General features: G+C 72.1%; 25 protein-coding genes and 1 tRNA gene. 3 read left to right on the top strand and 23 right to left on the bottom strand.

What is annotated here, in order from left to right:
• Positions 1–27: 27 nt before the first annotated feature.
• The 13 genes from nucS to EXU48_RS07265 all read right to left on the bottom strand — a co-directional run bounded on the left by nucS (position 28) and on the right by EXU48_RS07265 (position 11,045).
• Positions 28–723 carry an endonuclease NucS gene (gene nucS / locus EXU48_RS07205; RefSeq protein ID WP_133106951.1) on the bottom strand — a complete coding sequence of 232 codons (696 nt, stop codon included), beginning with the start codon at positions 721–723 and terminating at the stop codon, positions 28–30.
• Positions 724–806: 83 nt separating this feature from the next.
• Entirely contained in the window at positions 807–1,220 is a 414-nt protein-coding gene (locus tag EXU48_RS07210; RefSeq protein ID WP_133106952.1) for a DUF2550 family protein, read from the bottom strand.
• A 10-nt stretch (positions 1,221–1,230) separates the two neighbouring features.
• Entirely contained in the window at positions 1,231–1,509 is a 279-nt protein-coding gene (locus tag EXU48_RS07215; protein WP_133106953.1) for a F0F1 ATP synthase subunit epsilon, read from the bottom strand.
• Positions 1,510–1,593: 84 nt separating this feature from the next.
• Positions 1,594–3,057 carry a F0F1 ATP synthase subunit beta gene (gene atpD, locus EXU48_RS07220; RefSeq protein WP_133106954.1) on the bottom strand — a complete coding sequence of 488 codons (1,464 nt, stop codon included), beginning with the start codon at positions 3,055–3,057 and terminating at the stop codon, positions 1,594–1,596.
• Between the two features lie 29 nt (positions 3,058–3,086).
• Positions 3,087–3,980 (bottom strand): F0F1 ATP synthase subunit gamma, encoded by an 894-nt coding sequence (locus EXU48_RS07225; protein ID WP_133106955.1) that lies wholly within the window; start codon positions 3,978–3,980, stop codon positions 3,087–3,089.
• Positions 3,981–3,983: 3 nt separating this feature from the next.
• Positions 3,984–5,612, bottom strand: coding sequence for a F0F1 ATP synthase subunit alpha (atpA, locus tag EXU48_RS07230; protein WP_133106956.1), 1,629 nt, complete (start codon positions 5,610–5,612; stop codon positions 3,984–3,986).
• Between the two features lie 115 nt (positions 5,613–5,727).
• Positions 5,728–6,543 (bottom strand): F0F1 ATP synthase subunit delta, encoded by an 816-nt coding sequence (locus EXU48_RS07235; RefSeq protein WP_133106957.1) that lies wholly within the window; start codon positions 6,541–6,543, stop codon positions 5,728–5,730.
• Complete coding sequence (locus EXU48_RS07240) at positions 6,543–7,100, bottom strand: F0F1 ATP synthase subunit B (RefSeq protein WP_133106958.1); 558 nt, start codon at positions 7,098–7,100, stop codon at positions 6,543–6,545. Before EXU48_RS07240 ends, EXU48_RS07235 begins: the two co-directional genes overlap by 1 nt.
• A gap of 31 nt (positions 7,101–7,131) precedes the next feature.
• Positions 7,132–7,347 carry an ATP synthase F0 subunit C gene (gene atpE / locus EXU48_RS07245; RefSeq protein ID WP_268958153.1) on the bottom strand — a complete coding sequence of 72 codons (216 nt, stop codon included), beginning with the start codon at positions 7,345–7,347 and terminating at the stop codon, positions 7,132–7,134.
• A 91-nt stretch (positions 7,348–7,438) separates the two neighbouring features.
• Complete coding sequence (gene atpB / locus EXU48_RS07250; RefSeq protein ID WP_133106959.1) at positions 7,439–8,275, bottom strand: F0F1 ATP synthase subunit A; 837 nt, start codon at positions 8,273–8,275, stop codon at positions 7,439–7,441.
• Between the two features lie 138 nt (positions 8,276–8,413).
• Positions 8,414–9,028, bottom strand: coding sequence for a hypothetical protein (locus EXU48_RS07255; RefSeq protein WP_133106960.1), 615 nt, complete (start codon positions 9,026–9,028; stop codon positions 8,414–8,416).
• Complete coding sequence (locus tag EXU48_RS07260) at positions 9,025–10,176, bottom strand: glycosyltransferase family 4 protein (RefSeq protein WP_133106961.1); 1,152 nt, start codon at positions 10,174–10,176, stop codon at positions 9,025–9,027. Before EXU48_RS07260 ends, EXU48_RS07255 begins: the two co-directional genes overlap by 4 nt.
• Entirely contained in the window at positions 10,173–11,045 is an 873-nt protein-coding gene (locus EXU48_RS07265) for an L-threonylcarbamoyladenylate synthase (protein ID WP_133106962.1), read from the bottom strand. Before EXU48_RS07265 ends, EXU48_RS07260 begins: the two co-directional genes overlap by 4 nt.
• A gap of 86 nt (positions 11,046–11,131) precedes the next feature.
• Here EXU48_RS07265 and EXU48_RS07270 point away from each other — a divergent pair, with 86 nt between their 5' ends.
• A complete protein-coding gene (locus tag EXU48_RS07270; protein ID WP_207947654.1) occupies positions 11,132–11,509 on the top strand; it encodes a VanZ family protein in 378 nt (125 codons plus the stop codon).
• A 71-nt stretch (positions 11,510–11,580) separates the two neighbouring features.
• Here EXU48_RS07270 and prmC read toward each other — a convergent pair whose 3' ends face one another.
• From prmC to EXU48_RS07315, 9 genes are all read right to left on the bottom strand, one after another.
• Positions 11,581–12,537 carry a peptide chain release factor N(5)-glutamine methyltransferase gene (gene prmC, locus EXU48_RS07275; RefSeq protein WP_165962725.1) on the bottom strand — a complete coding sequence of 319 codons (957 nt, stop codon included), beginning with the start codon at positions 12,535–12,537 and terminating at the stop codon, positions 11,581–11,583.
• Positions 12,538–12,613: 76 nt separating this feature from the next.
• The gene (gene prfA / locus EXU48_RS07280) at positions 12,614–13,696 is read right to left on the bottom strand and encodes a peptide chain release factor 1 (protein ID WP_133106963.1); all 1,083 of its coding nucleotides are present in this window, start codon (positions 13,694–13,696) and stop codon (positions 12,614–12,616) included.
• Between the two features lie 54 nt (positions 13,697–13,750).
• Positions 13,751–15,853: a transcription termination factor Rho gene (gene rho, locus EXU48_RS07285; protein ID WP_133106964.1), complete on the bottom strand. Its 2,103-nt coding sequence runs from the start codon at positions 15,851–15,853 to the stop codon at positions 13,751–13,753.
• A gap of 244 nt (positions 15,854–16,097) precedes the next feature.
• The gene (gene thrB / locus EXU48_RS07290) at positions 16,098–16,988 is read right to left on the bottom strand and encodes a homoserine kinase (RefSeq protein ID WP_133106965.1); all 891 of its coding nucleotides are present in this window, start codon (positions 16,986–16,988) and stop codon (positions 16,098–16,100) included.
• Between the two features lie 4 nt (positions 16,989–16,992).
• Complete coding sequence (gene thrC, locus EXU48_RS07295; protein WP_133106966.1) at positions 16,993–18,054, bottom strand: threonine synthase; 1,062 nt, start codon at positions 18,052–18,054, stop codon at positions 16,993–16,995.
• Positions 18,054–19,361, bottom strand: coding sequence for a homoserine dehydrogenase (locus EXU48_RS07300; RefSeq protein WP_133106967.1), 1,308 nt, complete (start codon positions 19,359–19,361; stop codon positions 18,054–18,056). The genes thrC and EXU48_RS07300 overlap by 1 nt, the downstream gene beginning before the upstream one ends.
• A gap of 116 nt (positions 19,362–19,477) precedes the next feature.
• Positions 19,478–20,821 (bottom strand): diaminopimelate decarboxylase, encoded by a 1,344-nt coding sequence (gene lysA, locus EXU48_RS07305; protein WP_133106968.1) that lies wholly within the window; start codon positions 20,819–20,821, stop codon positions 19,478–19,480.
• The gene (locus EXU48_RS07310) at positions 20,818–21,726 is read right to left on the bottom strand and encodes a DALR anticodon-binding domain-containing protein (RefSeq protein WP_133106969.1); all 909 of its coding nucleotides are present in this window, start codon (positions 21,724–21,726) and stop codon (positions 20,818–20,820) included. The genes lysA and EXU48_RS07310 overlap by 4 nt, the downstream gene beginning before the upstream one ends.
• 52 nt (positions 21,727–21,778) lie before the next feature.
• A complete protein-coding gene (locus tag EXU48_RS07315) occupies positions 21,779–22,720 on the bottom strand; it encodes a hypothetical protein (protein WP_133106970.1) in 942 nt (313 codons plus the stop codon).
• Positions 22,721–23,013: 293 nt separating this feature from the next.
• On the opposite strand from EXU48_RS07315, the gene EXU48_RS07320 reads away from it, so the two are divergent.
• Together EXU48_RS07320 and EXU48_RS07325 are read left to right on the top strand one after the other, a co-directional pair.
• Positions 23,014–23,086: transfer RNA gene (locus EXU48_RS07320), tRNA-Arg, on the top strand.
• 40 nt (positions 23,087–23,126) lie between these two features.
• Positions 23,127–24,041 carry an aldose 1-epimerase family protein gene (locus tag EXU48_RS07325; RefSeq protein ID WP_133106971.1) on the top strand — a complete coding sequence of 305 codons (915 nt, stop codon included), beginning with the start codon at positions 23,127–23,129 and terminating at the stop codon, positions 24,039–24,041.
• Between the two features lie 65 nt (positions 24,042–24,106).
• On the opposite strand, the gene EXU48_RS07330 is transcribed toward EXU48_RS07325, so the two are convergent.
• The gene (locus tag EXU48_RS07330) at positions 24,107–25,516 is read right to left on the bottom strand and encodes a M23 family metallopeptidase (RefSeq protein WP_133106972.1); all 1,410 of its coding nucleotides are present in this window, start codon (positions 25,514–25,516) and stop codon (positions 24,107–24,109) included.
• Positions 25,517–25,646: the final 130 nt, after the last annotated feature.

The raw sequence follows: 25,646 nt of genomic DNA on the forward strand, positions 1-25,646 counted from the left end.
CTCGCCGACGGGCACCCGTACGACCGGTCAGAACAGGCGCGAGTCCACGTCGTCGATGCCGCGCATGGCGTCGTAGTCCAGCACCACGCAGCGGATCCCACGGTCGGTGGCGAGCACGCGTGCCTGCGGCTTGATCTCCTGGGCCGCGAACACCCCGTCCACGGGCGCGAGCAGCGGGTCGCGGTTCAACAGCTCGAGGTAGCGGGTCAACTGCTCGACGCCGTCGATGTCACCGCGGCGTTTGATCTCCACGGCCACGGAGGCCCCGCCGGCCGACTTCGCCAGGATGTCCACGGGGCCGATCGCCGTCGGGTACTCCCGCCGGACCAGCGTGTGCCCGTCGCCGAGGAGGGTGATCTGCTCGGCGAGCAGCTTCTGCAGGTGCGCCTCCACGCCGTCCTTGACCAGGCCGGGGTCCACGCCGAGCTCGGTGCTGGTGTCCGAGAGCACCTCGTGCAGCGAGACCACCAGACGGTCGTCGGTCTTCGTGTTCTGGACCGTCCAGACGCCGGTGACGCCCGCCTGCGCCTGAGCCTCGTCGGGCTCCGCCTCGGTGAGCCGGCACGGCGGCGACATCCAGTTCAGTGGCTTGTACGAGCCGCCGTCGGAGTGCACCAGCACCGAGCCGTCCGCCTTGACCATGAGCACCCGGCGGGCCAGCGGCAGGTGCGCCGTCAGCCGTCCCGAGTAGTCGACCGAGCAGTCGGCGATGACGATCCGCATGCGTGCGTTCCTTTCCGGACCGGGCCGGGCCGAACCGCGGGCGCGGTCGCCCGATCGGTCACCGGCGCTCGAACGGGGTGTCCTCAGACGATACGGGACGTGTTCGGGTCCGGCGGCGCCGCCTCCAGCCAGGACCGCAGACCGTCGAGGGCCTGATCGTTCGCCGCGAGCAGGAACTCGCTGCCGGCGTAGACGCACCGGGCCTCGCTGACGCTGCTCAGGCGCCCGTCGACCTCACGCCGGGACCGGTCGAGGATGTCGAGCTCGCGCCGTTCCCATCGCGTGGTCGGGCGCAGGGACAGCGAGACCACCTCGTACCAGTCGAGGTGGTCCCGGGTGTAGCTGGCGATTCCGGCCAGCCAGTGGTTGCCGGTGTTCTTCGCGCACTCGAACGAGCCGACCCGGCGGGTGAGGGCACGCAGGCGCCACAGGAAGAGGCCGACCAGCACCAGGGCGAACGCGATCGCGACGACTCCGACGGCGATCGCTATCCTCATTCCGGGTGGCTCAGTTCTCTCCGGACGTCCGGTCCTCGCCGGTGGTGGGGTCGACCACGATCGTCACCGAGTCCTGGTCGACCGAGATGAACCCGCCGTCCACGTCCATCGTGACCGGCTCCCCGGAGGTCGGACGGACCCGGACCACACCCGGGCGCAGCACGGCCAGCACGGGCTGGTGCCCGGTCAGGATGCCGAGGTCGCCGTCGGCCGCGGGCGCGCCGACGCTCACCGCCTCGCCGGACCACCAGGTGCGGTCCGGGGACACAATCTCCACGTTGAGCGGCACGCCGCCCTCCTTCGTTCGATCGTCCGGTGGGCCGATCGGCGGCGCCGCGGGGGGCGCCGGCCGGATCGGCCTACCGTGGTGAGGTCAGTTGGTCTCGGACTGGATCCGGGCCCAGTTGCGCTCGAGATCCTCCAGACCTCCGATGTTGAAGAACGCCTGCTCCGAGACGTGGTCGTACTCACCGGCGGTGATCTTGCCGAACGCCTCGATGGTCTCGGACAGCGGCACGGTCGAGCCGGCCACCGAGGTGAACTTCTCCGCCATGTAGGTGTTCTGGGACAGGAACTGCTGGATCCGGCGGGCCCGGTTCACGGTGATCTTGTCCTCTTCGGACAGTTCGTCGATACCGAGGATCGCGATGATGTCCTGCAGTTCCTTGTTCTTCTGCAGGATCGCCTTCACCTGGGTGGCCACCCGGTAGTGCTCCTCACCGACGTACTGCGGGTCGAGGATCCGGGAGGTCGAGGCCAGCGGGTCCACGGCCGGGTACAGACCACGCGAGGCGATCTCACGGGAGAGCTCGGTGGTCGCGTCCAGGTGCGCGAACGTGGTCGCCGGGGCCGGGTCGGTGTAGTCGTCGGCCGGGACGTAGATCGCCTGCAGCGAGGTGATCGAGTGGCCGCGGGTCGAGGTGATCCGCTCCTGGAGCTGACCCATCTCGTCGGCCAGGTTCGGCTGGTAACCCACCGCGGAGGGCATCCGGCCGAGCAGCGTGGAGACCTCGGAACCGGCCTGGGTGAACCGGAAGATGTTGTCGATGAACAGCAGCACGTCCTGCTTGGCCACGTCGCGGAAGTACTCCGCCATCGTGAGCGCGGACAGGGCCACGCGCAGACGCGTGCCCGGCGGCTCGTCCATCTGGCCGAAGACCAGGGCGGTCTTGTCGAAGACGCCGGCCTCCTCCATCTCGGCGATCAGGTCGCCACCCTCACGGGTGCGCTCGCCGACGCCCGCGAACACGGACACACCGCCGTGGTCGGCTGCGACGCGGTAGATCATCTCCTGGATGAGCACGGTCTTGCCCACCCCGGCGCCACCGAACAGGCCGATCTTGCCACCCTGGACGTACGGGGTGAGCAGGTCGATGACCTTGATGCCGGTCTCGAACATCTGGGTCTTGGACTCGAGCTGGTCGAACGCCGGCGGCTCGCGGTGGATGGGCCACCGCTCGGTCACCTCGAGGGTCTCCCCCTCGGGCAGGTTGAGCGCCTCGCCGATCACGTTGAAGACCTTGCCCTTGGTCACATCGCCCACGGGCACCGAGATCGCTGCGCCGGTGTCGGTCACCTTGCCACCACGCACCAGGCCGTCGGTAGGCTTCAGGGCGATGGCCCGCACGAGGTTGTCACCGAGGTGCTGCGCGACCTCGAGCGTCATCTCGCTGGTGGTGTCACCGAGGGTGAGGGTCGTCTTGAGCGCGTTGTACATCTCCGGGATGGCGTCCGGGGGGAACTCGATGTCGACGACGGGGCCGATCACGCGGGCGATACGACCCACGCCGGGGCCGCTCGCGCCCGGCGCCGTGGTGTCAGTGGCGGTAGCAGTCATGGATAGCGATCCTTCGGTGTGGTTGGTGCTCAGCTCGCGGCCAGGGCGTCGGCACCCGAGACGATCTCGCTGATCTCCTGGGTGATCTCGGCCTGCCTGGCCTGGTTGGCAAGCCGTGTGTAGTTGGTGATGATGTCCTGCGCGTTCTCGGTCGCGGTGTGCATCGCACGCTGCCGCGCTGAGAGTTCGGACGCCGCCGCCTGCAGCAGGGAGTTGAAGATCCGGCTCCGGATGTACCGCGGCAGCAGCGCGTCGAGCACGGCCTCGGCGGACGGCTCGAACTCGTACAGCGGCAGCACCTCGGTGGTCGGCTCCGCCACCCCTTCGACGACCTCGAGAGGCAGCATCCGCAGCACCTGGGGCTCCTGGGAGACCATCGAGCGGAACCGGGTATAGACGACGTGCAGCTCCGAGACCCCGCCCGAGTCGGCTGGGGCCCGGAACGCGTCGAGCAGGGTCTGCCCGATCTCCTCGGCGACCTCGACCTTCGGGTTGTCGGAGTCGCCGAGCCAGGTCTGCTCGAGCTCGATGCCGCGGAAGGTGTAGAAACTCACCCCGCGCCGCCCGGTCACGTACAGCACCGGTTCCTTGCCGTCCTCGATCAGCTGGTGGCGCAGTTGCTCCGCTTCGCGCAGCACGGTCGCGGAGTAGGCGCCGGCCTGGCCGCGGTCGGCGGTGACGACCAGGATCGCGACCCGGTTCGTGTCGGTCCGATCCTTGGTCAGGACGTGGTCGATGTCGGTGTGCGAGGCCACCGCGGAGACCGCGCGGGTGATCGCCCGCGTGTACGGGCTCGCCTTGACCGCGCGGTCCCGGGCCTTACCGATCCGGGACGCCGCGATCAGCTCCATGGCGCGGAACATCTTCTTCAGCGTCTGGGTCGACCTGATCTTCTGCTTGTAGACCCGTTGTTGCCCGGCCATCGATCAGCCCCGCTTCTGCCGGACGATCTGCTCCTGGTCGATGTCCACGTCCTCGTCCGTCGCCTCGGTGCCGACCGCACTCGCGCCGTCGGAGCCGAGGAAGGTGGTGCGGAACTTGTCCGCGGCCTCCTCGAGTGCCTTCGTGTTGACGTCGTCCAGCTTGCCGGTGGACACGATCGCGTCCAGCACGTCGGTGTGACGGCGGACGTGGTCGATCAGCTCCCGCTCGAAGCGGCGCACATCGTGCAGCTCGACCTTGTCGAAGTAGCCGTTCGTGCCGGCCCAGACCGAGACGACCTGCTCCTCGACCGGGTACGGCGAGTACTGGGGCTGCTTCAGCAGCTCCATGAGGCGCGCACCCCGGGTGAGCTGCTGGCGCGAGGCGGGGTCCAGGTCGGAGGCGAACATCGCGAACGCCTCGAGCGAGCGGTACTGGGCCAGGTCGATCTTCAGCGTCCCGGACACCGACTTCATCGCCTTCACCTGCGCGTCGCCACCCACACGGGAGACGGAGATACCCACGTCGACGGCGGGGCGCTGGTCGGCGTTGAACAGGTCCGACTGGAGGAAGATCTGACCGTCGGTGATCGAGATGACGTTCGTCGGGATGTACGCCGACACGTCGTTCGCCTTGGTCTCGATGATCGGCAGGCCGGTCATCGAGCCACCGCCGAGCTCGTCGGAGAGCTTGGCGCAACGCTCGAGCAGGCGGGAGTGCAGGTAGAACACGTCACCGGGGTACGCCTCGCGGCCCGGGGGGCGGCGCAGCAGCAGGGACACCGCACGGTAGGCCTCGGCCTGCTTGGACAGGTCGTCGAAGACGATCAGGACGTGCTTGCCGTCGTACATCCAGTGCTGGCCGATGGCCGAGCCGGTGTACGGGGCGATGTACTTGAAGCCGGCCGGGTCGGACGCGGGAGCGGCCACGATGGTCGTGTACTCCAGCGCCCCGGCGTCCTCGAGCGCACTGCGCACCGAGGCGATCGTGGAGCCCTTCTGGCCGATGGCGACGTAGATGCAGCGGACCTGCTTGGTGGGGTCGCCGCTGTCCCAGTTGGACTTCTGGTTGATGATCGTGTCCAGCGCGATCGCGGTCTTGCCGGTCTGCCGGTCGCCGATGATCAGCTGACGCTGGCCGCGTCCGATCGGGATCATCGCGTCGATGGCCTTGAGGCCGGTCTGCAGCGGCTCGTGCACCGACTTACGGGCCATCACGCCCGGGGCCTGGAGCTCGAGGGCGCGGCGACCCTCCGTGGCGATCTCGCCGAGACCGTCGATCGGCTGACCGAGCGGGTCGACCACGCGGCCGAGGTAGCCGTCGCCGACCGCCACCGAGAGCACCTCGCCGGTGCGGCGCACCGGCTGGCCCTCCTCGATGCCGCTGAACTCACCGAGCACCACCACACCGATGGACCGCACGTCGAGGTTCAGCGCGAGGCCGAGAGTGCCGTCCTCGAACTTGAGCAGCTCGTTCGCCATGACCCCGGGAAGACCCTCGACCTGGGCGATACCGTCCGCCGCGAGGGTGACGGTGCCGACCTCCTCGGCCGCGCTACCGCTGGGCTCGTAGGAGTTCACGAAGCTGTCCAGCGCAGCCCGGATCTCCTCGGGCTTGATCGTCAGTTCAGCCATCTCTACGTCCTTCTTCTCTGACCGCCTCGTGGCGATCGGTTCGTCTCATCAAGTGTGCGGGTGTTCGGCCCCGGTGGGAACCGGCGGCCTGGCCGGATCCTGTGGGACCGGGCGGCTAGCCGGCCAGCCGTCGGTGTGCCTCGTCGAGGCGGGAGAGCATCGTGGCGTCGATGACCTCGTCACCGAGCTGGATCCGCAGACCCCCCACGACCGCGGGGTCCAGGGCCACATTGACCTGCACGGCGCGACCGTACGCGCGGGCGAGGATCGTGCCGAGTCGGGCGACCTGGGCCTGGGACAGCGGGTTCGCCGCCGTGACCACGGCCACGAGCTGCTGCCGGCGCGCGGCGGCGGCCTCGTTGAGGCGGACCAGGGCCGCCGTCAGCGTAGGCGCCCGGTGCGTGCTCAGCGCCCGCTCGAGCAGGGCGGCGGTCTCCGGTGCGACCCGGGCACCGAACAGCGTCGTGAGGAGAGCCTGCCGGTCCGCGACGGAACGGTCGACGTCCGCCAGGGCGAGCCGCAGTTCCCGGTTGTCGGCGAGCAGCCGGATGGTCCGGAACAGCTCGTCCTCGACCCGGATGAGTTCACCGCGCGACTCGGCGCTGGCGAGCAGCGAAGACGTGCCCAACTGCTCGAGCGAGTCCGCCAGGTCACCCTCGGCCGACCACCGGGACCGGACCAGGCCGGCCAGCAGGTCCGCGACGGCGCCGCTGACCTTGGCGCCGAAGATGCCGGCCACCACCGCGGCCTTGTCCTCACCGGACCGGGACGGGTCGGTGAGGGCGCGCCGCAGCGCGGCCGAGCCGTCCAGGACGTCGACCACGCCGTACAGCTCGGTGCCGTACGTGAACGCGTCGGCGCCCGCTGCCCCGATGACCGCCTCCCAGCGGTCGGTGGCGGCGGTCAGTGATCCCTGGCTGCTCGCCCGCATCAGGCCTCCTGGTCGCGGGACGGGGCTGCGCCCGAGGGCACGCCCGCGTCCAGTTCGTCCAGGAACCGGTCGATCACACGCGACTGCCGCGCGTCGTCGGTGAGGGACTCCCCGACGATCCGCGAGGCGAGCTCGGAGGCCAGGCCGCCGACCTCGGAGCGCAGTGACACCACGGCCGCCTGACGCTCGGCGTCGATCTGGCGCTGCGCGTTCTCGGCGATCCGGGCGGCCTCGGCCTGGGCCTTGGTGCGCGCGTCGATGACGATCTGCCCGCCGTCGCTGACGGCCTCCTCGCGGATGCCGGCAGCCTCCTTGCGGGCCTCGGCGAGCTCGCGCTCCACGTCGGCCTTCGCCGAGGCGGCCTCGGCCTGGGCCTTCTCGGCCAGGGCCAGACCGCCCTCGATCTTCGCCGCCCGCTCGTCCAGGATCGCGTTCAGCTTCGGCATCAGGTACTTGAAGAAGAAGAAGGCGATGATGACCGTGACCACCAGCGACCAGACGATGTCGTAGCCGGCGGGCAGGAGCGGGTTCGGCGCGGCCTCGTGTGCGTGAATCATGGGGTACTCCAACGCCAGGGGGAAAGGACGATCAGGTGAACATCAGCCCGGCGACGAGGCCGAGCAGACCGAGCACCTCGATGAGTGCCGCACCGATCATCATGTTCGTGAACAGTCGGCCGGCGACCTCGGGCTGACGCGCCGTGGCGATCTGGGTCTGACCGATCATGACACCAAGACCGATACCGGGGCCGATCGTCGCGAGACCGTAACCGACGGTGGCAATGTTTCCGGTGATACCTTCCACTGCATTTCCTTCCTGAAGGCGCTCGGGGTGAGCGTCTGGGGTTCTGCGGACGGGGCGGCTCAGGATGCGAGCCATGCCCGGGGAGAGAGGCTCAGTGCTCCTCTTCCAGAGCGAAATTGAGATAGATCGATGCGAGCAAGGTGAAGATGTAGGCCTGCAGGAGCGCCACGAACACCTCGAACAGCGTGATGAAGATGCCGCCACCGAACGCGAGCACGCTGGTGAGCTTGATCAGGCCGCCGCCCTCCAGGAGGAGGAAGTTGGTGGCGGAGAAGCACAGCACCAGCATCAGGTGCCCGGCCATCATGTTCGCGAGCAACCGGATCGTGAGGGTGGCGGGGCGCAGGATGAACACCTGCAGCGCCTCGATCGGGGTGATCAGCAGGTACGCCGGCCACGGGATCCCGGGTGGGAAGAGCTGCGCCTTGAGGTACTTGCCGACGCCGTGCTTGCGGACGCCGGCCGCGAGGTAGACGACCAGCACCCAGAGGGCGAGCACCAGCGGAAGCCCGACCCGTGAGGTACCCGCGATGTTCAGGAACGGGACCACCCCGGCGAGGTTCATCGCCAGGACCGTGAAGAAGATCGTGGTCAGCATCGCCAGGTAGGGCTTGGCGCGCTCCTTGCCCATCACCTGCTCGGCGATCTGGACCCGGATGAAGTCGACACCGAGTTCGATGATGCTCTGACCGCGGGAGGGAACCAGCTTCGCTCGGCGGACGCCGAGCCAGAGCAGCAGGAGCAGGACCGCCGTGACGATCACTCGGACCATCATGATCCGGTCGAAGCCGAACCAGGAGTCGAGGTCCGTGCTGCCGAAGATGGCGGGCGGGAAGAACTCCTCGATGCCGGGCGCGTGGAAACCGCTGCCGGAGGAGTCCTCGGTCTCGGCCAGGATCGGCAGTGCGATGGCTGCGGTGGACAGGATTCTCTCCCCAGGAGCTTCGGGCTCGGGCCCGGTCGCTGTACGGAGGCAGCGTCGCAGGAACCGAACTGAGGTGGGCTGGAAGTGACTGCGCTCAGACTACCTGATGGCGCTTGGTGGTTGTGACGGCGGTGTGAAGCCTCAGGCCCCGTCGCCGCCGCTGCGCGGCGAGGATCCGTCCGTCGCCCCGGGGTCCTCGGCGGGGCCGTTTTCGCCTGCTGAGCCACTCCCGGAGGGCGAGCCAGACTCGACATCGGCACCATCCGCCGTCGGGCCGTCTGGATCGGCTTGTGTCGCTTCTGTGGACGCCGTGGCCTCGGGGGTGACGTAGGGGATCCTCGCGGTGACGACCGTGTACAGCTCGACCACCACCGCCACGATGACCTGCACGAAGAGCGTGACGAGGAACACAGGCAGGGAGTAGAAGTCCTGCTCCCGGAGCCAGAGCAGGACCAGCGCGAGCAGGCCCATCTTGACGATCCAGCCGCCGAGGAGGACCACCTGCAGCAGCTCGGGCCCACGGCCGGCGACCAGGTACAGCGCGGCCACCGTGGTCGCGGTGAAGACCAGCCCGATCGCCACGGCGACGAGCGCCCCCCACAGCCCCGGCAGGCCGGCCGCGATCAGGCCGACCACCGCGCCGACCACGGCGATCGCCGCGCCCGCGAGCAGCAGCCGCTTCAGGACCCTCCTGATGAGGTCGAGCACCGCCGAGGTGCGGATGTACTTGTCGTTCAGGAAGGTCGGTTCACTCACGGGACTCTCTCGGTCTGCTGGTCCGGAAGGGTGTCGGTCGGTGGGCCGCTGCGGCGTGGCCGCAGCCGGGCGAACGGCAGTCGCACCACGGTGATGACGGTGGCCAGGAGCACCCCGGCCACGAGGCACGCCAGCACCACCCAGACCGGGAACACGATCAGGGCGGCCGCGCTGAAGGCGACCACCGCGGTCCACGCGTACATGATCAGGACCGCGCGCCGGTGGGAGTGGCCGTGGTCGAGGAGCTTGTGGTGCAGGTGGGTACGGTCCGCGTGGAACGGTGACTTGCCGGTGAGCAGCCGGCGGCCGGCGGTCACGGTCACGTCCATCAGCGGCAGCAGCAGCACGGCGACCGGCAGCACGATCGGCACGAACGCGGGCAGCGCCTGTCGGGTCTCGAGGACCGCCGGGTCGATCTGGCCGGTGACCATGATGCCCGCCGCCGCGACGGTGAGGCCGAGCAGCATCGCCCCGGAGTCCCCCATGAAGATCCGCGCCGGGTGGAAGTTGTGCGGCAGGAAGCCCAGGCACACCCCCACCACCGAGGCCATCAGCACGGTCGCCAGGTTCGAGAAGTCGGTCGGGTTGTTGTTCACGGTGAGCAGGTAGGTGTACCCGAAGAACGCGATGCCACCGATCGCCACGACCCCGGCCGCGAGCCCGTCGAGACCGTCCACCCAGTTCACCGCGTTCACGGCGAGCACCACGATCAGGACCGTCACCACCAGGGACAGCCGGGAGGACCCGATGGTCAGCCCGAAGATCGGGAACGAGATCAGCTGGACGCCCTGCCAGGCCATCAGCCCCGCGATCAGCACCTGCCCGACGAGCTTGGTGATCCAGTCGAGGTCCCAGATGTCGTCCGCCGCCCCGAGCAGGCACACCAGGGCGCCACAGCCGAGGATCGCCCACGGCACCGTGTCCGCGAAGACGTTCTCCAGGAACGGCATCCGGGAGGCCATCACGAACGCGACCGCGAGGCCGGCGAACATCGCCAGGCCACCCATCCGTGGTGTCGGGACCGCGTGCACGTCGCGGTCGCGCACCGGCGTCACCGCACCAGTGCGCTGGGCGATCAGCCGGGCGAGCGGGGTCGCCAGATAGGTCGCCGCCGCGGCGATCACCATGATGAGGAGGTAGAGCCTCACGGCCGGGCGGCACCAGGGTCGGTCGGCGGCTCGACGGCGTCGCCCACCTCGGGCTCGACCGGCTCGGCCTCAGTGGTCTCGGACTCGCTCGGCTCGACCGCGTCACCCACCTCGGGCTCGCTCGCCTCGGGCTCAGCCGACTCGGGCTCGCCGCCCGCGGCCTCGGTCTCGTCACCCTCGACGGCGGCGCCCACCTCCGCCTCGACGGTGGCGAGCTCCTCGTCGTCGAGGATCTCGGGCACGACCGCGCCGAGGTCCTCGCGGCTCAGCGCCCCCTCGCGCACGATCCGCAGCTGGTCGCCGGTGGCGTCCACGATGGTGGACGGCACGCTCCCCCGCGCCGGTCCGCCGTCGAGGTAGACCTTCACGGTGCGCAGCAGCTCGCTGTGCGCCTCGGCCGCGGTCAGCGCCGCCGGGTTGCCGGTCCGGTTCGCGCTGGAGACCGCGAGCGGGCCGGTCCGGCGCAGCAGGTCGAGGGCGATCTCGTCGTCCGGCATCCGCAGCGCAACGGTGCCGTTCGTGTCACCCAGGTCCCAGTGCAGGCTGGGCTGGGCGCGCAGGATCACCGTCAGCGGGCCCGGCCAGAACTCCTCGACGAGTTCACGCACCGAGTCCGGGACCTCGGTCGCGAGACCGTCGAGGGTGAGCACGTCGCCGACGAGCACGGGCGGCGGCATCTGCCTACCCCGACCCTTGGCTCGCAACAGGGCGGCGACCGCCTTCGGGGTGAAGGCGTCCGCGGCGATCCCGTAGACGGTGTCGGTGGGCAGCACCACCAGGCGGCCGGCGGCGAGGGCCTCGACGGCGGCGTCCAGGTGCGGTCCACGCTGTGCCGGGTCCGTACAGTCCCTCAGTTCTTCGTCACTCACGCGGGCGAGTCTTTCACGTCCGGCGGCCCGACGGCACCGACGCCGATCGACGACACGACCGGCGCCGCGCGTGCGAGGGTGTTCCGGTGACCGCCACCACCCGCCCACGCCTGTCGACCGTGCTGATCCGGGTCCTGTTCGTGGCGACCGTGATCATCCAGGTCGTGGCGCTGTACTGGCCGAGGATCGAGACCCCGGACACGGGCGTGCCGAGCGCGGACAAGGTGGCGCACGCCCTCATCTTCGCCGCCGTGATGGCCACCGGCTGCCTCGCCGGCATCCCGGCCCGCTGGCTCGCGCTCGGGCTCGCCGCCCACGCGGTCCTCAGCGAACTCATCCAGCACGTCGTGCTCCCCGACCGGACCGGCGACCCGCTCGACCTGCTCGCCGACCTGGCCGGCATCGCGCTCGGCTGGTATGTGGCAACCTACGTCCGCCGCCACCGCACCACCCCCACCTCCTGACTCCCTAGCCCCCTGACCCCCAGCCGCGCCCCGATGGCCGCCGCGCCCCGATGGCCGGCCGCGGGGGTGGGTCAGGGGCGGCGGGTCGCGACGACCATCCGGTCGCGGCCGGTCAGGTCCACCACGGTGTGGATGTCGGTGAACGCACCGGTTGCGGCCACGTCGGCGCGCACGGCCGCGGCCTGGACCTCCGCGTGCTCCATCACGAACGTGCCGCCCGGGCGCAGCAGGCGGACCGCCGCCCGGACGACGGCGCGGGGAACCTCGAGCCCGTCCGCGCCCCCGCCGTAGAGGGCGAGGTCCGGGTCGTGATCGCGGACCTCGGGATCGATCGGCACGGCGTCCGGCGGGATGTAGGGCGGGTTCGAGACGAGCACGTCGACGGCGCCGTCGAGCTCGGCGAGCAGGCTCGCCTCGCGCACGTCCCCGGTCAGGACCCGCACCGCGAGGCCGAGGCGGTCGGCGTCGCCGCGGGCGAGGGCCACCCCCTCCGGGGAGAGTTCCACCGCGGTGACCCACGCGCCCGGGACCTCGTCGGCGACCGACAGCGCGATGGCGCCGCCACCGGTACAGAGGTCCACCACGACCGCACCCGGCGAGTCCACGACCGCACCAGACGAGTCCACGACCGCGGCGGCGCCGGCCGAGCGGGTCGGGTCCGATGGTTCCAGGATCGAGGCGACCGCACTCGCTCCCGCCAGGGCCCGGGCCGCGTCGATCGCCACCTGGGCCACGGTCTCCGTCTCGGGCCGGGGCACGAACACGCCGGGCCGCACGGTCAGGTCGAGGTGCCGGAACGCGGTTGTGCCGGTGATGTGCTGCAACGGCTCGCGCAGCCGGCGGCGTTCCACGAGGGCGGCGTACCGGGCGGAGAAGTCCGGGGGCAGTGGCGGCGCCATCGCGAGCACCAGGTTCGGCACCCCGAGCGCGTGCCCGGCGAGCGCGACCGCGTCCACACGCGGCGAGAGCACGCCGGCCTCGGCGAGCACCGCCGTCGCCCCGGCCACCAGGGCGCGCAGGTCCGGCAGGCCCCGCGAGCCGGCCGAAGCCTGCGGGCCGGGCGGATCCTGAGGGCCGGGCGGATCCTGCGGGTCCGGCACGGGCTCAGCCACCCGCAGCGGCCAACCGCTCGGCCTCGTCCAGCTCGACGGCGGAGGCGATGACCGGGCCGAGGTCGCCGTCGAGCACCTGGTCGAGGTTGTACGCCTTGTACCCGGTCCGGTGGTCGGCCACCCGGTTCTCGGGGAAGTTGTAGGTCCGGATCCGTTCGCTGCGGTCCACCGTGCGCACCTGGGAGCGGCGCACCTGCGCGGCCTCGGCGGCCGCGGCCTCGGCCCGGGCGGCGAGCAGCCGGGCCCGCAGCACCCGCATCGCCTGCTCGCGGTTCTGCAGCTGCGACTTCTCGTTCTGCATCGAGACCACGATCCCGGTGGGTTCGTGCGTGATCCGCACGGCGGAGTCGGTCGTGTTCACGCTCTGCCCGCCCGGCCCGGAGGACCGGTACACGTCGATGCGCAGGTCGTTCGGGTCGATCTCGATCTCCCCGGCGTCCTCGACCTCGGGCAACACCAGCACACCCGCCGCGGAGGTGTGGATCCGGCCCTGCGACTCGGTGACCGGGACCCGCTGGACCCGGTGCACGCCACCCTCGTACTTCAGGTGCGCCCAGACCCCCTCGGCGGGGTCGCTCGCGCGCGACTTCACCGCGACCGAGACGTCCTTGTAGCCGCCGAGGTCGGACTCGGTGGCGCTGATCACCTGGGTGGACCAACCCCGCCGCTCGGCGTAGCGCAGGTACATACGCAGCAGGTCGCCGGCGAACAGCGCGGACTCCTCGCCGCCCTCGCCGGCCTTGACCTCGAGGATGACGTCGCGGCCGTCGTCGGGGTCGCGGGGCACGAGCACGTGGCGCAGGGTCTCGGCGGCCGCCGTCGCGGCCTCCCGCAGCGGCACCACCTCGTCGGCGAAGGCCGGGTCCTCGGCGGCGAGCTCCGCGGCGGCCTCGGCGTCCTCCTCGGCGGCCCGCCAGGCCCGGTGGGCCGAGACGATCCGGCCGAGCTCGGCGTACCGGCGGCCGAGCGAGCGCGCCCGGGCCTGGTCCGCGTGCACGGCCGGGTCGGCGAGCGCAGCCTCGATCTCGGCGTACTCGGCCAGCAACGGCCCGACGACCGTGAAGTCCTCGCTCACTGGTGTTCCTCCTGCTCGGTCACTCCCCTGGCGTCTGCGGAACCGCCCGGGGCGCTAACTGAGCTCGGAGGAGGCGCTGGGGTGGCCCGGCGTCGTCTTCTGCACCGTCAGCAGGAACTCCGCGTTCGAGCCGGAGTCACGCAGCTTGGACTGCAGCAGCTCGATCGCCTGCTGCTGGTCGAGTCCGCCCATGACCCGGCGGAGCTTCCAGATGATCTTCAGCTCCTCGGCCGAGACCAGGATCTCCTCGCGACGGGTGCCCGAGGCGTTCACGTCCACGGCCGGGAAGATCCGCTTGTCGGCGAGCTGTCGGGACAACCGCAGCTCCATGTTCCCGGTGCCCTTGAACTCCTCGAAGATCACCTCGTCCATCTTCGATCCGGTCTCCACGAGGGCGGAGGCGAGGATGGTCAGCGACCCGCCGTGCTCGATGTTGCGCGCGGCCCCGAAGAACCGCTTCGGCGGGTACAGCGCGGAGGCGTCCACGCCGCCGGAGAGGATCCGCCCGGAGGCGGGTGCGGCGAGGTTGTAGGCGCGGGAGAGCCGGGTCAGCGAGTCCAGCAGCACCACGACGTCCTGGCCCAGCTCGACCAGGCGCTTGGCCCGCTCGATCGCGAGCTCCGCGACGATCGTGTGGTCGGAGGCCGGCCGGTCGAACGTGGAGGAGACCACCTCGCCCTTGACCGTGCGCTCCATGTCGGTGACCTCTTCGGGTCGCTCGTCCACCAGCACCACCATCAGGTGCACCTCGGGGTTGTTGGTGGTGATGGCGTTCGCGATCTGCTGCATGATGATCGTCTTGCCGGCCTTGGGCGGCGCGACGATGAGGCCGCGCTGGCCCTTTCCGATCGGGGCGACCAGGTCGATGATCCGGGCCGTGATCAGGTTCGGGCGGGTCTCCAGGCGGAGCCGCTCCTGCGGGTACAGCGGCGTCAGCTTGCTGAACTCGGGCCGCTCGAGGGCCTCCTCGGCGGGCGCTCCGTTGACCGTGTCCAGGCGTACGAGCGCGTTGAACTTCTGCCGCTGGTTGCCGGAGTTCTCGCCCTCGCGGGGCTGACGCACGGCGCCGGTGATCGCGTCACCGCGGCGCAGGCCGTTCTTCTTGACCTGGCCGAGGGAGACGTAGACGTCGTTCGCACCGGGCAGGTAGCCGCTGGTCCGCACGAACGCGTAGTTGTCGAGGATGTCCAGGATCCCGGCGACGGGCAGCAGCACGTCGTCCTCGGCGATCTCGACCTCGTCCTCGCCGGCGGACTCCCCGGTCCGGGTCGGACGGCGCTTGCGGTCCCGGTCGCGGAAGCGGTCCCGGCCGCGTCGCCGGCGCGAACCCCGGTCCTCGTCGTCGTCGGAGCCGCCGTGGTCACCGTCGCCCTGGTTGTCCACCCGCCGCCCCTCGGGCAACTGGATGTCGTCCAGGGAAGGCCGGCGCTGAGCCTGGCCACGGCCCTGATCCGACTGCCCGTTGCGGCTCGGCGCGTCCTCGGTGCGCTCGGGCACGAGCGAGGACAGGTCCAACTGCGGCTGACCGCTGCCCGAGTCGGCGCCACGGCCGCGCTGGCGGCTGCCCTGCGCACGCGCAGGCTGGTCGGGCTGGCTCTGGGAGCCCTCGCCCTCGGCGCGCTCGGGCTGGCGCGAGGTGTCGCGCTGTGGTGCGGTGGCACGGCGGCTGCGGGTGGATCGCTGCGGGGCGCCCGAGCCCGACGGCGTCGCCTCGGTGGGCTGTTCGGCCTGCGGCGCGCGCGTGGTGCCGGCGCCGTCCGCGTCACCGGAGCGGGTGGCCGAGCCTGATCGGCTCGCGTCACCGGAGCCGCGCCGGGCCGGCCCGCGGAGGGTGGTCCGGTCGCCACCGTCGGCGGCCGTCCCGTCGGTGCTCCCGGCGGCGGGCGCCTCCGGCGTCTGCGCGGCCGGCGCTTCCGGCGCCTGCGCGGCGGGCCGGCTCCCACGGGTGCTGCGGGCCGGGCGGGTCGCCGGCTCGCCGGCGGCGCCATCGCCACCGGACCGGGCCGCGCGGATGGCGGTGACGAGGTCGCTCTTGCGCATCTTCGCGGTGCCCTTGAGCCCCAGCTCGGCAGCGAGCGCCTGGAGTTCGGGCAGACGCAGCGAAGACAGTGCGCCGCCTCGACCGGAACCGGTCGAGGTGTTGATCGTTTCGGTCACGGGGTTCCTTCCCCCTCGATGTGCCGGGCGAGGCCCGGCGAGTACTGACTCCGGGTCTCGGACCCGGGTGGTTTCCGCCACGCGCCGACGCGACCGGGCAGGCGCTCGGGCGCGGGGTTCGGGGCGGAGTCATCACGTGGGCCGTGCGGGTACGCATCAGGCCCGTCGATGCGCGGCCAGCCTATCACCGCGGATCCGCGCGGCCCACGACATTCCGGAGCCCGGGGTGCCACGCCCACCGGGCTCAGCCGGCCAGGATCTGGGCCCCGTCACGATCGATCCGGGGGTGCAGCACCCGCCACCGGTCGGTCAGTTCCGTCTCGATCTCCGGTCCCAGGTCGGCGAGCACGAGGACGCTCGGCCCCGCGCCGGAGATCACGGCCGGCATGCCCCGGTCGCGCAGGTTGTGCACGAGCGCGACGCTCGCCATCATCGCGTCCGCCCGGTGGTCCTGGTGCAGCCGGTCCTCGGTCGCCGCCATGAGCAGGTCCGGCCGGGTCAGCAGCGCGAGCGTGAGCAGCCCGGACCGGCCGGCGTTGAAGGCGGCGTCGGTGTGTGCCACGGTCCGCGGGAGCGCGGCCCGGGCGCGGCGGGTGGCCAGCCGCTCGCCCGGGATGAGCACGGTGGCCGTGATCGAGGGGTGCACCTCGATCCGGGCGGCCCGGGCCTCCGGCCCCATCCACGCGATCGTGGCCCCGCCGAGCAGGGCCGGCGCGGCGTTGTCCGGATGCCCCTCGAACTCGGTGGCGAGTTCCAGGACCGCCTGGTCGGAGAGGGCGTCCGGATCGCCGATCAGCCCGCGTGCGGCGACCAGCCCAGCCACCACGGCGCCGGCGCTGGAGCCCATGCCGCGTCCATGCGGGATCGCGTTCAGACACCGCAGGTGCAGGCCCGCCTGCGGTGCCCCGGCGTACTCCAGACCGGCCCGCAGCGCCCTGACCACGAGGTGCTCCTCGCCGTCGGGCACCTCCCCGGACCCCTCCCCGGTGACCTCGACGGCGGTCGCGCCGGTGGTGGCGCGAACGTGGACCACATCGTGGATCCGGTGGGCCAGACCGAAGGCGTCGAAGCCGGGACCGAGGTTGGCGCTGGTCGCGGGGACGCGCACCGAGACCTGGTCGTACAGCAGGCGCATGGCGTCAGTTCAGCCCGAGGGCACGGGCGGCGTCGTCGACGTCCGCACCGATCACCTGCGGCTCGATGACGGTGTCACCGAGTGCGGTCGCGGTGTCCTTGAGGCCGTTCCCGGTCACGGTGCAGACCACCTGGGCCCCCTCGGGCACGTCCCCGGCCTCGGCCCGCTCGAGCAGGCCGGCCACGCTGGCCGCGGAGGCGGGTTCCACGAACACGCCGACCTCACGGGCGATCAGGGCCTGCGCGTCCAGGATCTGGGCGTCGGTGACGGCGTCGATGCGCCCGCCGGAGTCGTCCCGGGCGGCCACGGCCAGGTCCCAGGAGGCCGGGTTGCCGATCCGGATCGCGGTCGCGACGGTCTCGGGGTACTCGATGGGCTCACCCTTGACGAACGGTGCGGATCCTTCGGCCTGCACGCCCCACATCCTGGGGGTGCGGGAGGCGAGGCCGTCCGCGGCGTACTCGCGGTAGCCCATCCAGTAGGCGGAGATGTTGCCCGCGTTCCCGACCGGCAGCACGTGGATCTGCGGGGCGTCGCCGAGCGCGTCGACGACCTCGAACGCGGCCGTCTTCTGCCCCTGCAGGCGGTAGGGGTTCACGGAGTTCACGAGCGCCACGGGGTAGCTCTCGGCGAGCGCCCGCACGATCCGCAGGCAGTCGTCGAAGTTCCCGTCCACGGCGAGCAGCGTGGCCCCGTGGACGATCGCCTGCGCGAGTTTGCCTGCGGCGATCTTGCCCTGCGGGAGGACCACGGCGCAGCCGAGGCCGGCGCGCACCGCGTACGCGGCGGCGGAGGCGGAGGTGTTCCCGGTGGAGGCACACACGACGACCTCGGTGCCGGTGCCGGCGACCTTGCTCATCGCCATCGTCATGCCGCGGTCCTTGAACGACCCGGTGGGGTTCGCCCCCTCCACCTTGAGGTGCACCTGGGCACCGGTGGCCGCGGACAGCGACGGCGAGTGCACCAGCGGGGTGCCGCCCTCGCCGAGGCTGATGACGGGGTCCCCGTCCTCGATCGGCAGGCGGTCTGCGTACTCGGCGATCACGCCGCGCCACGGCTTGGCCATCAGATTCCTTCCACACGCAGGACCGAGCTGATCCTGGGGACGACGTCGAGCGTATCCAACGCGGTGAGCGTCGCGGCGAGGGCGGACTCGCTGGCCTCGTGGGTGCCGATGACCAGTTCGGCTGGTCCGCCGGACTGGCCCTGCTGACGCACCGTCTCGAAGGAGACCCCGTGCTCGGCGACGGCGGTCGCCACCTCGGCGAGGACGCCCGGCCGGTCCGTGATCTCCATCCGGATCTGGTAGCGGGTGCGGATCTCGTCCGCGCCGAGCCGGGTGAGGTCGGCGTACCGCGACTCCGACGGTGACTTGCCGCCGCTGACCCGGTGCCGGGCGGCGGCGACGAGGTCGCCGAGGACGGCGCTCGAGGTGGCCGCGCCACCGGCGCCGGCGCCGTAGAACATCAGGGTGCCGGCGGCCTCCGCCTCGACGAGCACCGCGTTGAACGGACCCCGCACGTTGCCGAGGGGATGCTCGGCCGGGACCAGCGCCGGGTACACCCGCACCGCGACGCCGCCGCCCTGGCCGGCGCCGTCGCGCCGCTGCTCGGCGACGGCGAGGAGCTTGATGACGTGCCCGGTCTGTGCCGCGGAGGCGATGTCCGCCGGGGTGATCTGCGTGATCCCCTGGACGCTGACGTCCGCGAGCGCGATCCGGCTGTGGAAGGCGAGGGAGGCGAGGATGGCCGCCTTCGCGGCGGCGTCGAGGCCCTCGACGTCCGCGGTCGGGTCCGCCTCGGCGTAGCCGAGCTCCTGGGCCTGCGCGAGCGCCGCGCCGAAGTCCAGCTCGTTCGTGGTCATCTCGTCGAGGATGTAGTTCGTGGTCCCGTTGACGATGCCGAGGATCCGGTTGATCCGGTCCCCCGCGAGCGACTCCCGGACCCCGCGGACCACGGGCACGGCCCCGGCGACGGCCGCCTCGTAGAACAGGTCCACGTGCGCGGCGTCGGCCGCCTCGTACAGTTCCGGGCCGTGCTGGGCCAGGAGCGCCTTGTTCGCGGTGATGACGCTGACGCCGGCGCGCAGCGCGTCCAGGATCAGGGTGCGGGCCGGTTCGATGCCACCCATCACCTCCACGAGCAGGTCCGCCCCGGCGACCAGCCCGGCGGCGTCGTCGGTGAGCAGGTCCGTCGGCACGACCGGGTCGCGCGGGGTCGTCAGGGTGCGCACCGCGATCCCGGAGAGCTCCAGGTCGGCGCCGGTGCGCGCCGAGAACTCGGCCGTGTGCTCGAGGAGGCGGCGGACCACCTCGGTGCCGACCACGCCGCAGCCGAGCACGGCGACTCGCAGGGGTGCGGGGACGTCGTTCATGATCTCCTTCGGCGTCGGCACGCGCGCGGGAAGGGTTCGCGCGGGGACTGCCACAGGATAGGGCTCCCGGGTCCGGTCCCGGGCGAGCGCGTCAGGGTGTGGACACCCGACGGGCCTCACCCCATGTCGAGGGCCAGGACGTCCTCGATCGTCTCCCGCCGCACGATCTCCCGGGCCTGCCCGTCCTCGACGGCGACGACGCCGGCGCGCGGCACCATGTTGTAGTTGCTCGCCATCGACCGCCCGTAGGCGCCGGTGGCGGGCACGGCGAGGAGGTCACCGGCGGCCAGGTCCGCGGGCAGCAGCACGTCCCGGACCACGATGTCCCCGCTCTCGCAGTGTTTGCCGACCACCCGGGAACGCACCCGGGGGGCCGTGGAGGAACGGGAGGTCAGCTCGGCGTGGTAGTCCGCGTCGTAGAGGGCCGTACGGATGTTGTCGCTCATGCCGCCGTCGACCGACACGTACAGCCGGGTGCCGCCGTCGTCGAGGACCACGTCCTTGACGGTTCCGACGGTGTACAGGGTGATCATGGCGGGCCCGACGATCGCCCGGCCCGGTTCGAAGGACAGCCGCGGCAGGGGGGTCCCGAGCACCCGCGCCTCGGCGGTCAGGATCTCGGCCAGGTCCGTGGCCAGGGCCGCCACGTCGACGCCCCGCTCGGTGGGCAGGTAGGCGATGCCGAAGCCGCCACCGAGGTCCATCTCGGGCAGCAGCACGCCGGTGCGCCCGGCGAAGTCGGCCCGGAGCCGCAGCAGCGCCCGGGCCGCCTCCCCGAAACCGGCCGGGTCCAGGATCTGCGAGCCGATGTGCGAGTGCAGGCCGAGCAGGTCGAGCCGGTCGTCGGCGTGGATCCGGTCAAGTGCCTGCGCGGCTGCCCCGCTGGCCAGGGAGAGCCCGAACTTCTGGTCCTCGTGCGCCGTCGCGATGAACTCGTGCCCGCCGGCGTGCACCCCGGTGGTGACCCGCACCATCACGGGTGCGCGGACCCCGAGCCGGGCCGCGATCGAGCCGACCAGGTCGATCTCGGGCAGCGAGTCGACGACGATCCGTCCGACGCCGTGTTCGAGCGCCAGGGTGATCTCCCCGGCCGACTTGTTGTTCCCGTGCAGCCCGATGTCCGCGCCCGGCACGCCGGCCGCGATCGCGGTGGCCAGTTCGCCGTGCGCCGCCGTGTCGATACGCAGCCCCTCGGCGTGCACCCACCGGGCCACGGCGGTGCTCAGGAACGCCTTGCTGGCGTAGTAGACGTCCACGTCGACGCCGAGCGGGGCGAACGCCCCGGCGAGGGCGTCCCGGTAGCGGGCGGCCCGCCCGCGCAGGTCGGCCACGTCGAGCAGGAACGACGGCGTCCCGTACGTCGCCGCGAGTTCGGTCACCGACAATCCGGCGAGGTCGAGCACGCCGTCGGTCACGGACACGTTCGCGGGCCACAGCTGGGGGTCGGTCGGGTGGGTCACAGGTGCTCCGGGGCGTCGAGGCCGAGGACCGCCAGCCCGCCGGCGAGAACCGGAGTGGTGGCGTCGTTCAGGCAGAGTCGGGATCGGTGCGCCGAGGTTATCGCCCCGTCGCCCCGCGGGGTCACCCGGGTGACCTCGTACCAGGCCCGGTGCGCGGCCGCGGTGCGGGCCAGGTGCGCGAACACCGGGTCTGGCCGGCCGGTCTCGCGGGCCCGGGCGACGGCGGCCCGGGATCCGGCCAGGCAGAGGATGAGTTCGCGGGTGCCAGGCTCGTCGACGAGGGCGGCCAGGGCGCGACGGCGTGCGATCCCGGCGGGCCAGGGCCGTACCCGGTGGGCGTGGGCGACCCGGGTGAGGTTGCGCGCGCGGGCGTGTGCCAGGCGGGCCGGCCCCGCCCGCGCGGCGTCTCCGGGGAGGAACCGGGCGAGCGCCTCGGGAGGGCCCGCGGTGCCGGGTGGGCGGTCGGCACCGGCCACGGGACCGGGTGGGCCATCGGCACCGGACCCGGGCGGGGTGTCGACCGTGGACCCGGGGCCGAGCAGGTCGTCGACGACGCCGGCGAGCGCCGCCGGGGTGACCGACAGCGCGACGTGACCGTCGCGTGCCCAGGCGTCAGCGACGCCGTCGGCCGCGCGGACCTGGGCCGCGAGCGCGACGGCAAGGTCCCCGGCGACGTCGGGCCGGCCGAGCCGCCGGGCCAGGAGCACGGGCGCGGCGCTCGTGTAGTCGGCGCCGGGCGTCCGCGCGGTGGGCCGCTGCGCCCGGAACAGCCATGGCTCCGGGGCGGATGGACCCGACGCCGCGCGGTCGGGACTCGACGGACCGGCCCACGGGGCGTCGTCGGGCTGCATCGTCAGCCGGCCGAAACCGGCCGCGAGGGCCGCGCCCACCTCCTCCTGCCACACGCCGCGAGCGTATCGCCCGGGTCGCCGAACCCGACCGGAGGCGGCCGGCGGGTCAGAGCTCCAGGCCGAGGTAGAAGTCGAACGGCACGGCGTTCTCATCGGGCCCGGTGACGTGGAACACCACGGCCGTGTCGTACCACCAGATGATGTCCAGGGTCTCACCGTCCGAGAAGTCCCAGCGGGTACCGGAGGTCTCGCCGTTGTCCTGCTCCCAGACGTGGGTCTCGTAGATGGGCTCCCCCAGCGAGTCGGACACCTGCTGCGCGTACGCGGCGGCCTCCTCCTCGGTCTCGAACGCGACGGCACTCATCGTCACGTCACCCTCGTCCCCGACGAAGTTCGCCGAGTACGCCTCGGTCGAGTCGGCGGGCGCCGGGTCCAGCCCGTCGGCGACGGTCCATCCGGCGTCGTCGATCGCCCAGGTGCCCCCGAGGTCGCCGCCACCGACGACGATCTCGACGTCGGCGGTCAGTTCGTCGTAGAGCTCGCCGCTCGGCTCGTCCGTGGGCTCGTCGGTCGGCTCGTCGGTCGGGTCGTCGGTCGTGCCCTGCGTGGACGTCCCGGTGGCGGTCGGTTCCTCGCCGCCGCCGCCGGAGAACAGTTGGATCGCGAAGAACACGATGGCGGCGAGCACCACGACTCCCCCGATGACGGCACCGATCACGACGCCGCGGTTACCACCGCCGGGACCGGTCGGTCCACCGGGCTGCGGCATCGACGCCTGGCCGTAGCCACCCTGTCCGTACCCACCCGGCTGCGGCATCGAGGTCTGCCCGTAGCCGCCCTGGTGCGGCGTCGACGCCTGCCCGTACCCGCCCTGGTGCGGCATCGAGGTCTGCCCGTAGCCCTGGCCGAACGGCTGGGTCGACTCCGGGCCGAACGCCTGGGTGGGCTGATCGGGCGATGGTTGCCCGAAGCCGTACTCCGGACCGTCGCTCGCGCCGGGCTCGCCCTGCGGGCGTCCGTACGGGTTCGCTGATGGGTCCTGGCTCATGGTTGGGCCTCCGCTGATTCTCCGACTCCGGCCGACGGCGGTGCTGACCGCCGCGCCGGCTCCCCTGATCTGAGCCATCGTAAGCGCGCGTTGGACCCTGCGTGGCCGCGCCGATGGGAAGAACTGCACCACTCCGGTGGTCCCGGTGCCGCGGCACCGATGTGATCCTCGCCTCTGTCGCGCCGGGGCCCTCCCGCGTCACGCTGCCGGTCCATCGGGCGCCCCGGTCCCACGGCGGTCCCGGCGGGCGTGGCCGCCCGCCAAATCCTGGTAGGCTCACGCAGCGTTGAAACGCCCCTGTAGCTCAGTGGATAGAGCGTCTGCCTCCGGAGCAGAAGGTCGCTGGTTCGAATCCAGTCGGGGGCACCGAAGCGGAGCGAGAGCCGGGTGTCGCTAGGCTGAGTCGGTGACCTCCCTCTCCCCCACCGGCCAGCAGTTCGAGATCCGCGCCGGCGACGCCGTCGCCGTCGTCACCGAGGTCGGGGCGAACCTGCGCCTGTTCCGCGTCGGTGAGCGTGACGTCGTGGTCCCCTACGGCGTGGACGAACTCCCGCCCGCCTCGAACGGGGCCGTCCTGGTGCCCTGGCCGAACCGGATCCGGGACGGCCGGTACACGTGGGAGGGTCGAGAACTCCAGCTGCCGCTGACCGAGCCGGAACGGGGCACCGCCCTGCACGGGCTCGTCTGCTGGCAGCGCTGGACGGTCATCTCCCACACCGCGGACGCCGTCGAACTGCGCCTCGACCCGCCCGCGACGCCCGGGTACCCGTTCCCGTTGAGCACCCGGATCCGGTACGCGCTCGACGGCGACGGCCTCACGGTCACGGCGACCACCGCGAACCTCGGCCCCGTGGCGGCCCCATACGGGATCGGCTTCCACCCGTGGCTCTCACCCGGGCCGGGCAGCCTCGACGATGCCGAGGTCCAGCTGGACGCGACCGCCTGGGTGCCCACCGACGACCGGCTGCTGCCCACGGGCGTCGCCGAGATCCCGGAGGATCTGGACTTCCGGGAGCCGCGCCGACTCGGCCGGACCGCGCTCGACGACGCGTTCGTGGGTGCCCTCTACGACGACCGCGGCCTGTCCTGGCTGCGGCTGCGAGGGACGGACGGGCGCCTGGCGTCGGTGTGGATGGACGAGTCCCTGCGCACCTGGCAGATGTGCACCGGCGACCAGGTCGCAGCCCCGCAGGCACGACGTACCGGGCTCGCGGCCGAACCGATGACGTGTGTGGCGGACGCGTTCCGCAGCGGCGAACGGCTCATCCGGCTGGAGCCGGGCACCGATCACACGGTCCGCTGGGGCATGCGCCTCGACTGACGCGTGCCGGACCCGCTCGGGGCGGGGTCGCAGGTGCGCGGCTCAAGCCCGGCGTGCGGGCCGGATCAGCCCTCGGAGCAGAGCGGGGTGTCGCTGGTGAGCGGGGCCGCGTCGTGGCTGGCCAACCATGCCTGCGGGTCCACGGTGGTGAGGTCCTGGTCGAGGTGGATCTCCAGGTGCAGGTGCGGGCCGGTGGAGTTCCCGTAGGAACCGACCGCGCCGATCACCTCACCCGCGGCGACCTGCTGGCCGACGTCCACGAACACGCCGTTGGGGTACATGTGCACGTACCAGGACCAGACCGGGTCGCCGTCGATCTCGTGCTGGACGATCACCAGCATCCCGGACCGGCCGTCCTTGCCGCCGCCGGCGTAGATGACCTCACCGTCCGCGATGGAGTGGATCGGGGTCCCCGCCGCCGCGGCCAGGTCCGTCCCGGTGTGCTCGCCGTAGCCACCGTAGATGGGGTGGGAGCGGTAGCCGTACCGGGAGGTGAACGAGTAGGAGCCGGCCGTCAGCGGCATCACCAGGTCCACCGGGACGATGGTTTCCTCGGCGGCCACGACGCCGTTGGCCTCGAACGCCGCAGCGCCACAGGTGAGTTCCTCGCGCGCGCCGGTGTCCCGGCTGGCCGCGGCGAGGGCTCGGGCCCGGGCCTGCGGGTCCGCGGCGAGCGCGGCACTGGCGTCGGCCGGGGCGTACGCGCCGCCGGCGAAGACGTCCAGCGCGCTGGTCGCAGTCAGGAGCGGTGCGACGGCCTCGTCGGAGGGCTTGTCCGGGAGTGCGGCACCGGTGAGCGGCACGACGGTGGTCGCGATGCCGAGCGCCGCCAGCACCGCGAGCCTCGGCACCCACCGGCGGGCCCGGGGCGACCGGCCGGCCGGCCCACGGCTGTCGGTCCGGTTCCTCGGCCCCCTGGGGCCGCTGGCGTCGGTATCCGTCACCACATCCGGTTCCTCGGGAGCCGGCTCGCCGGCCTCCGTGGCGCTGCTGACGGACTCCTCGCTGGCGAGGTCTGCCGTCTCGGCACGGTCGCTCACGTCGTCGGCAACCTCGACGTCGTCGACAGCGCCCTCGGCGGCGACCACCTCCATGTCGTAGTCGGCGACGACCTCGACGGCGGCGTCAGAGACTCCGGCGTCGGAGTTGTCGTCGGCAACGTCGGCGGCCTCGGAAGCCGCACCATCGGCCGCGTCGACAACCTCGGTCTCAGTGATCACCGCGGCCGGCGCCTCGACCGACTCCTCGCCGTCTCCGGCCCGGTCGGGCGTGGTCGGCGCCCCGGTCGAGTCGACGACGTCCTCGGCGAACGTGGGCCGGGCGAGCGCCACGGCGTACTCCGCGGCCCGGGCAGCGGCTTCGGCGGCACGCTCCCGTTCGCGGATCTGTCGGCGGGTGAGCGCTGCGCTCGGTGCCGTGGTCAGGTTCTCAGGGGTCGCGAGATCGTCAGCGGACTGATCACGCTGAGAACTCACACGACCTCCGGGGGAAGGGTTCTTGGCACAACGGGAACGAGGGAAGGGCACGACGAGGGCACACGCTGGGCTCGCGGTCGCGGGGCCACATGGCCCGGCCCGACCGGATCACGAAACCATAACGGATGTT

It is taken from the genome of Occultella glacieicola (assembly GCF_004353825.1).
In the GTDB taxonomy this organism is placed as follows: Bacteria; Actinomycetota; Actinomycetes; order Actinomycetales; family Beutenbergiaceae; genus Occultella; species Occultella glacieicola.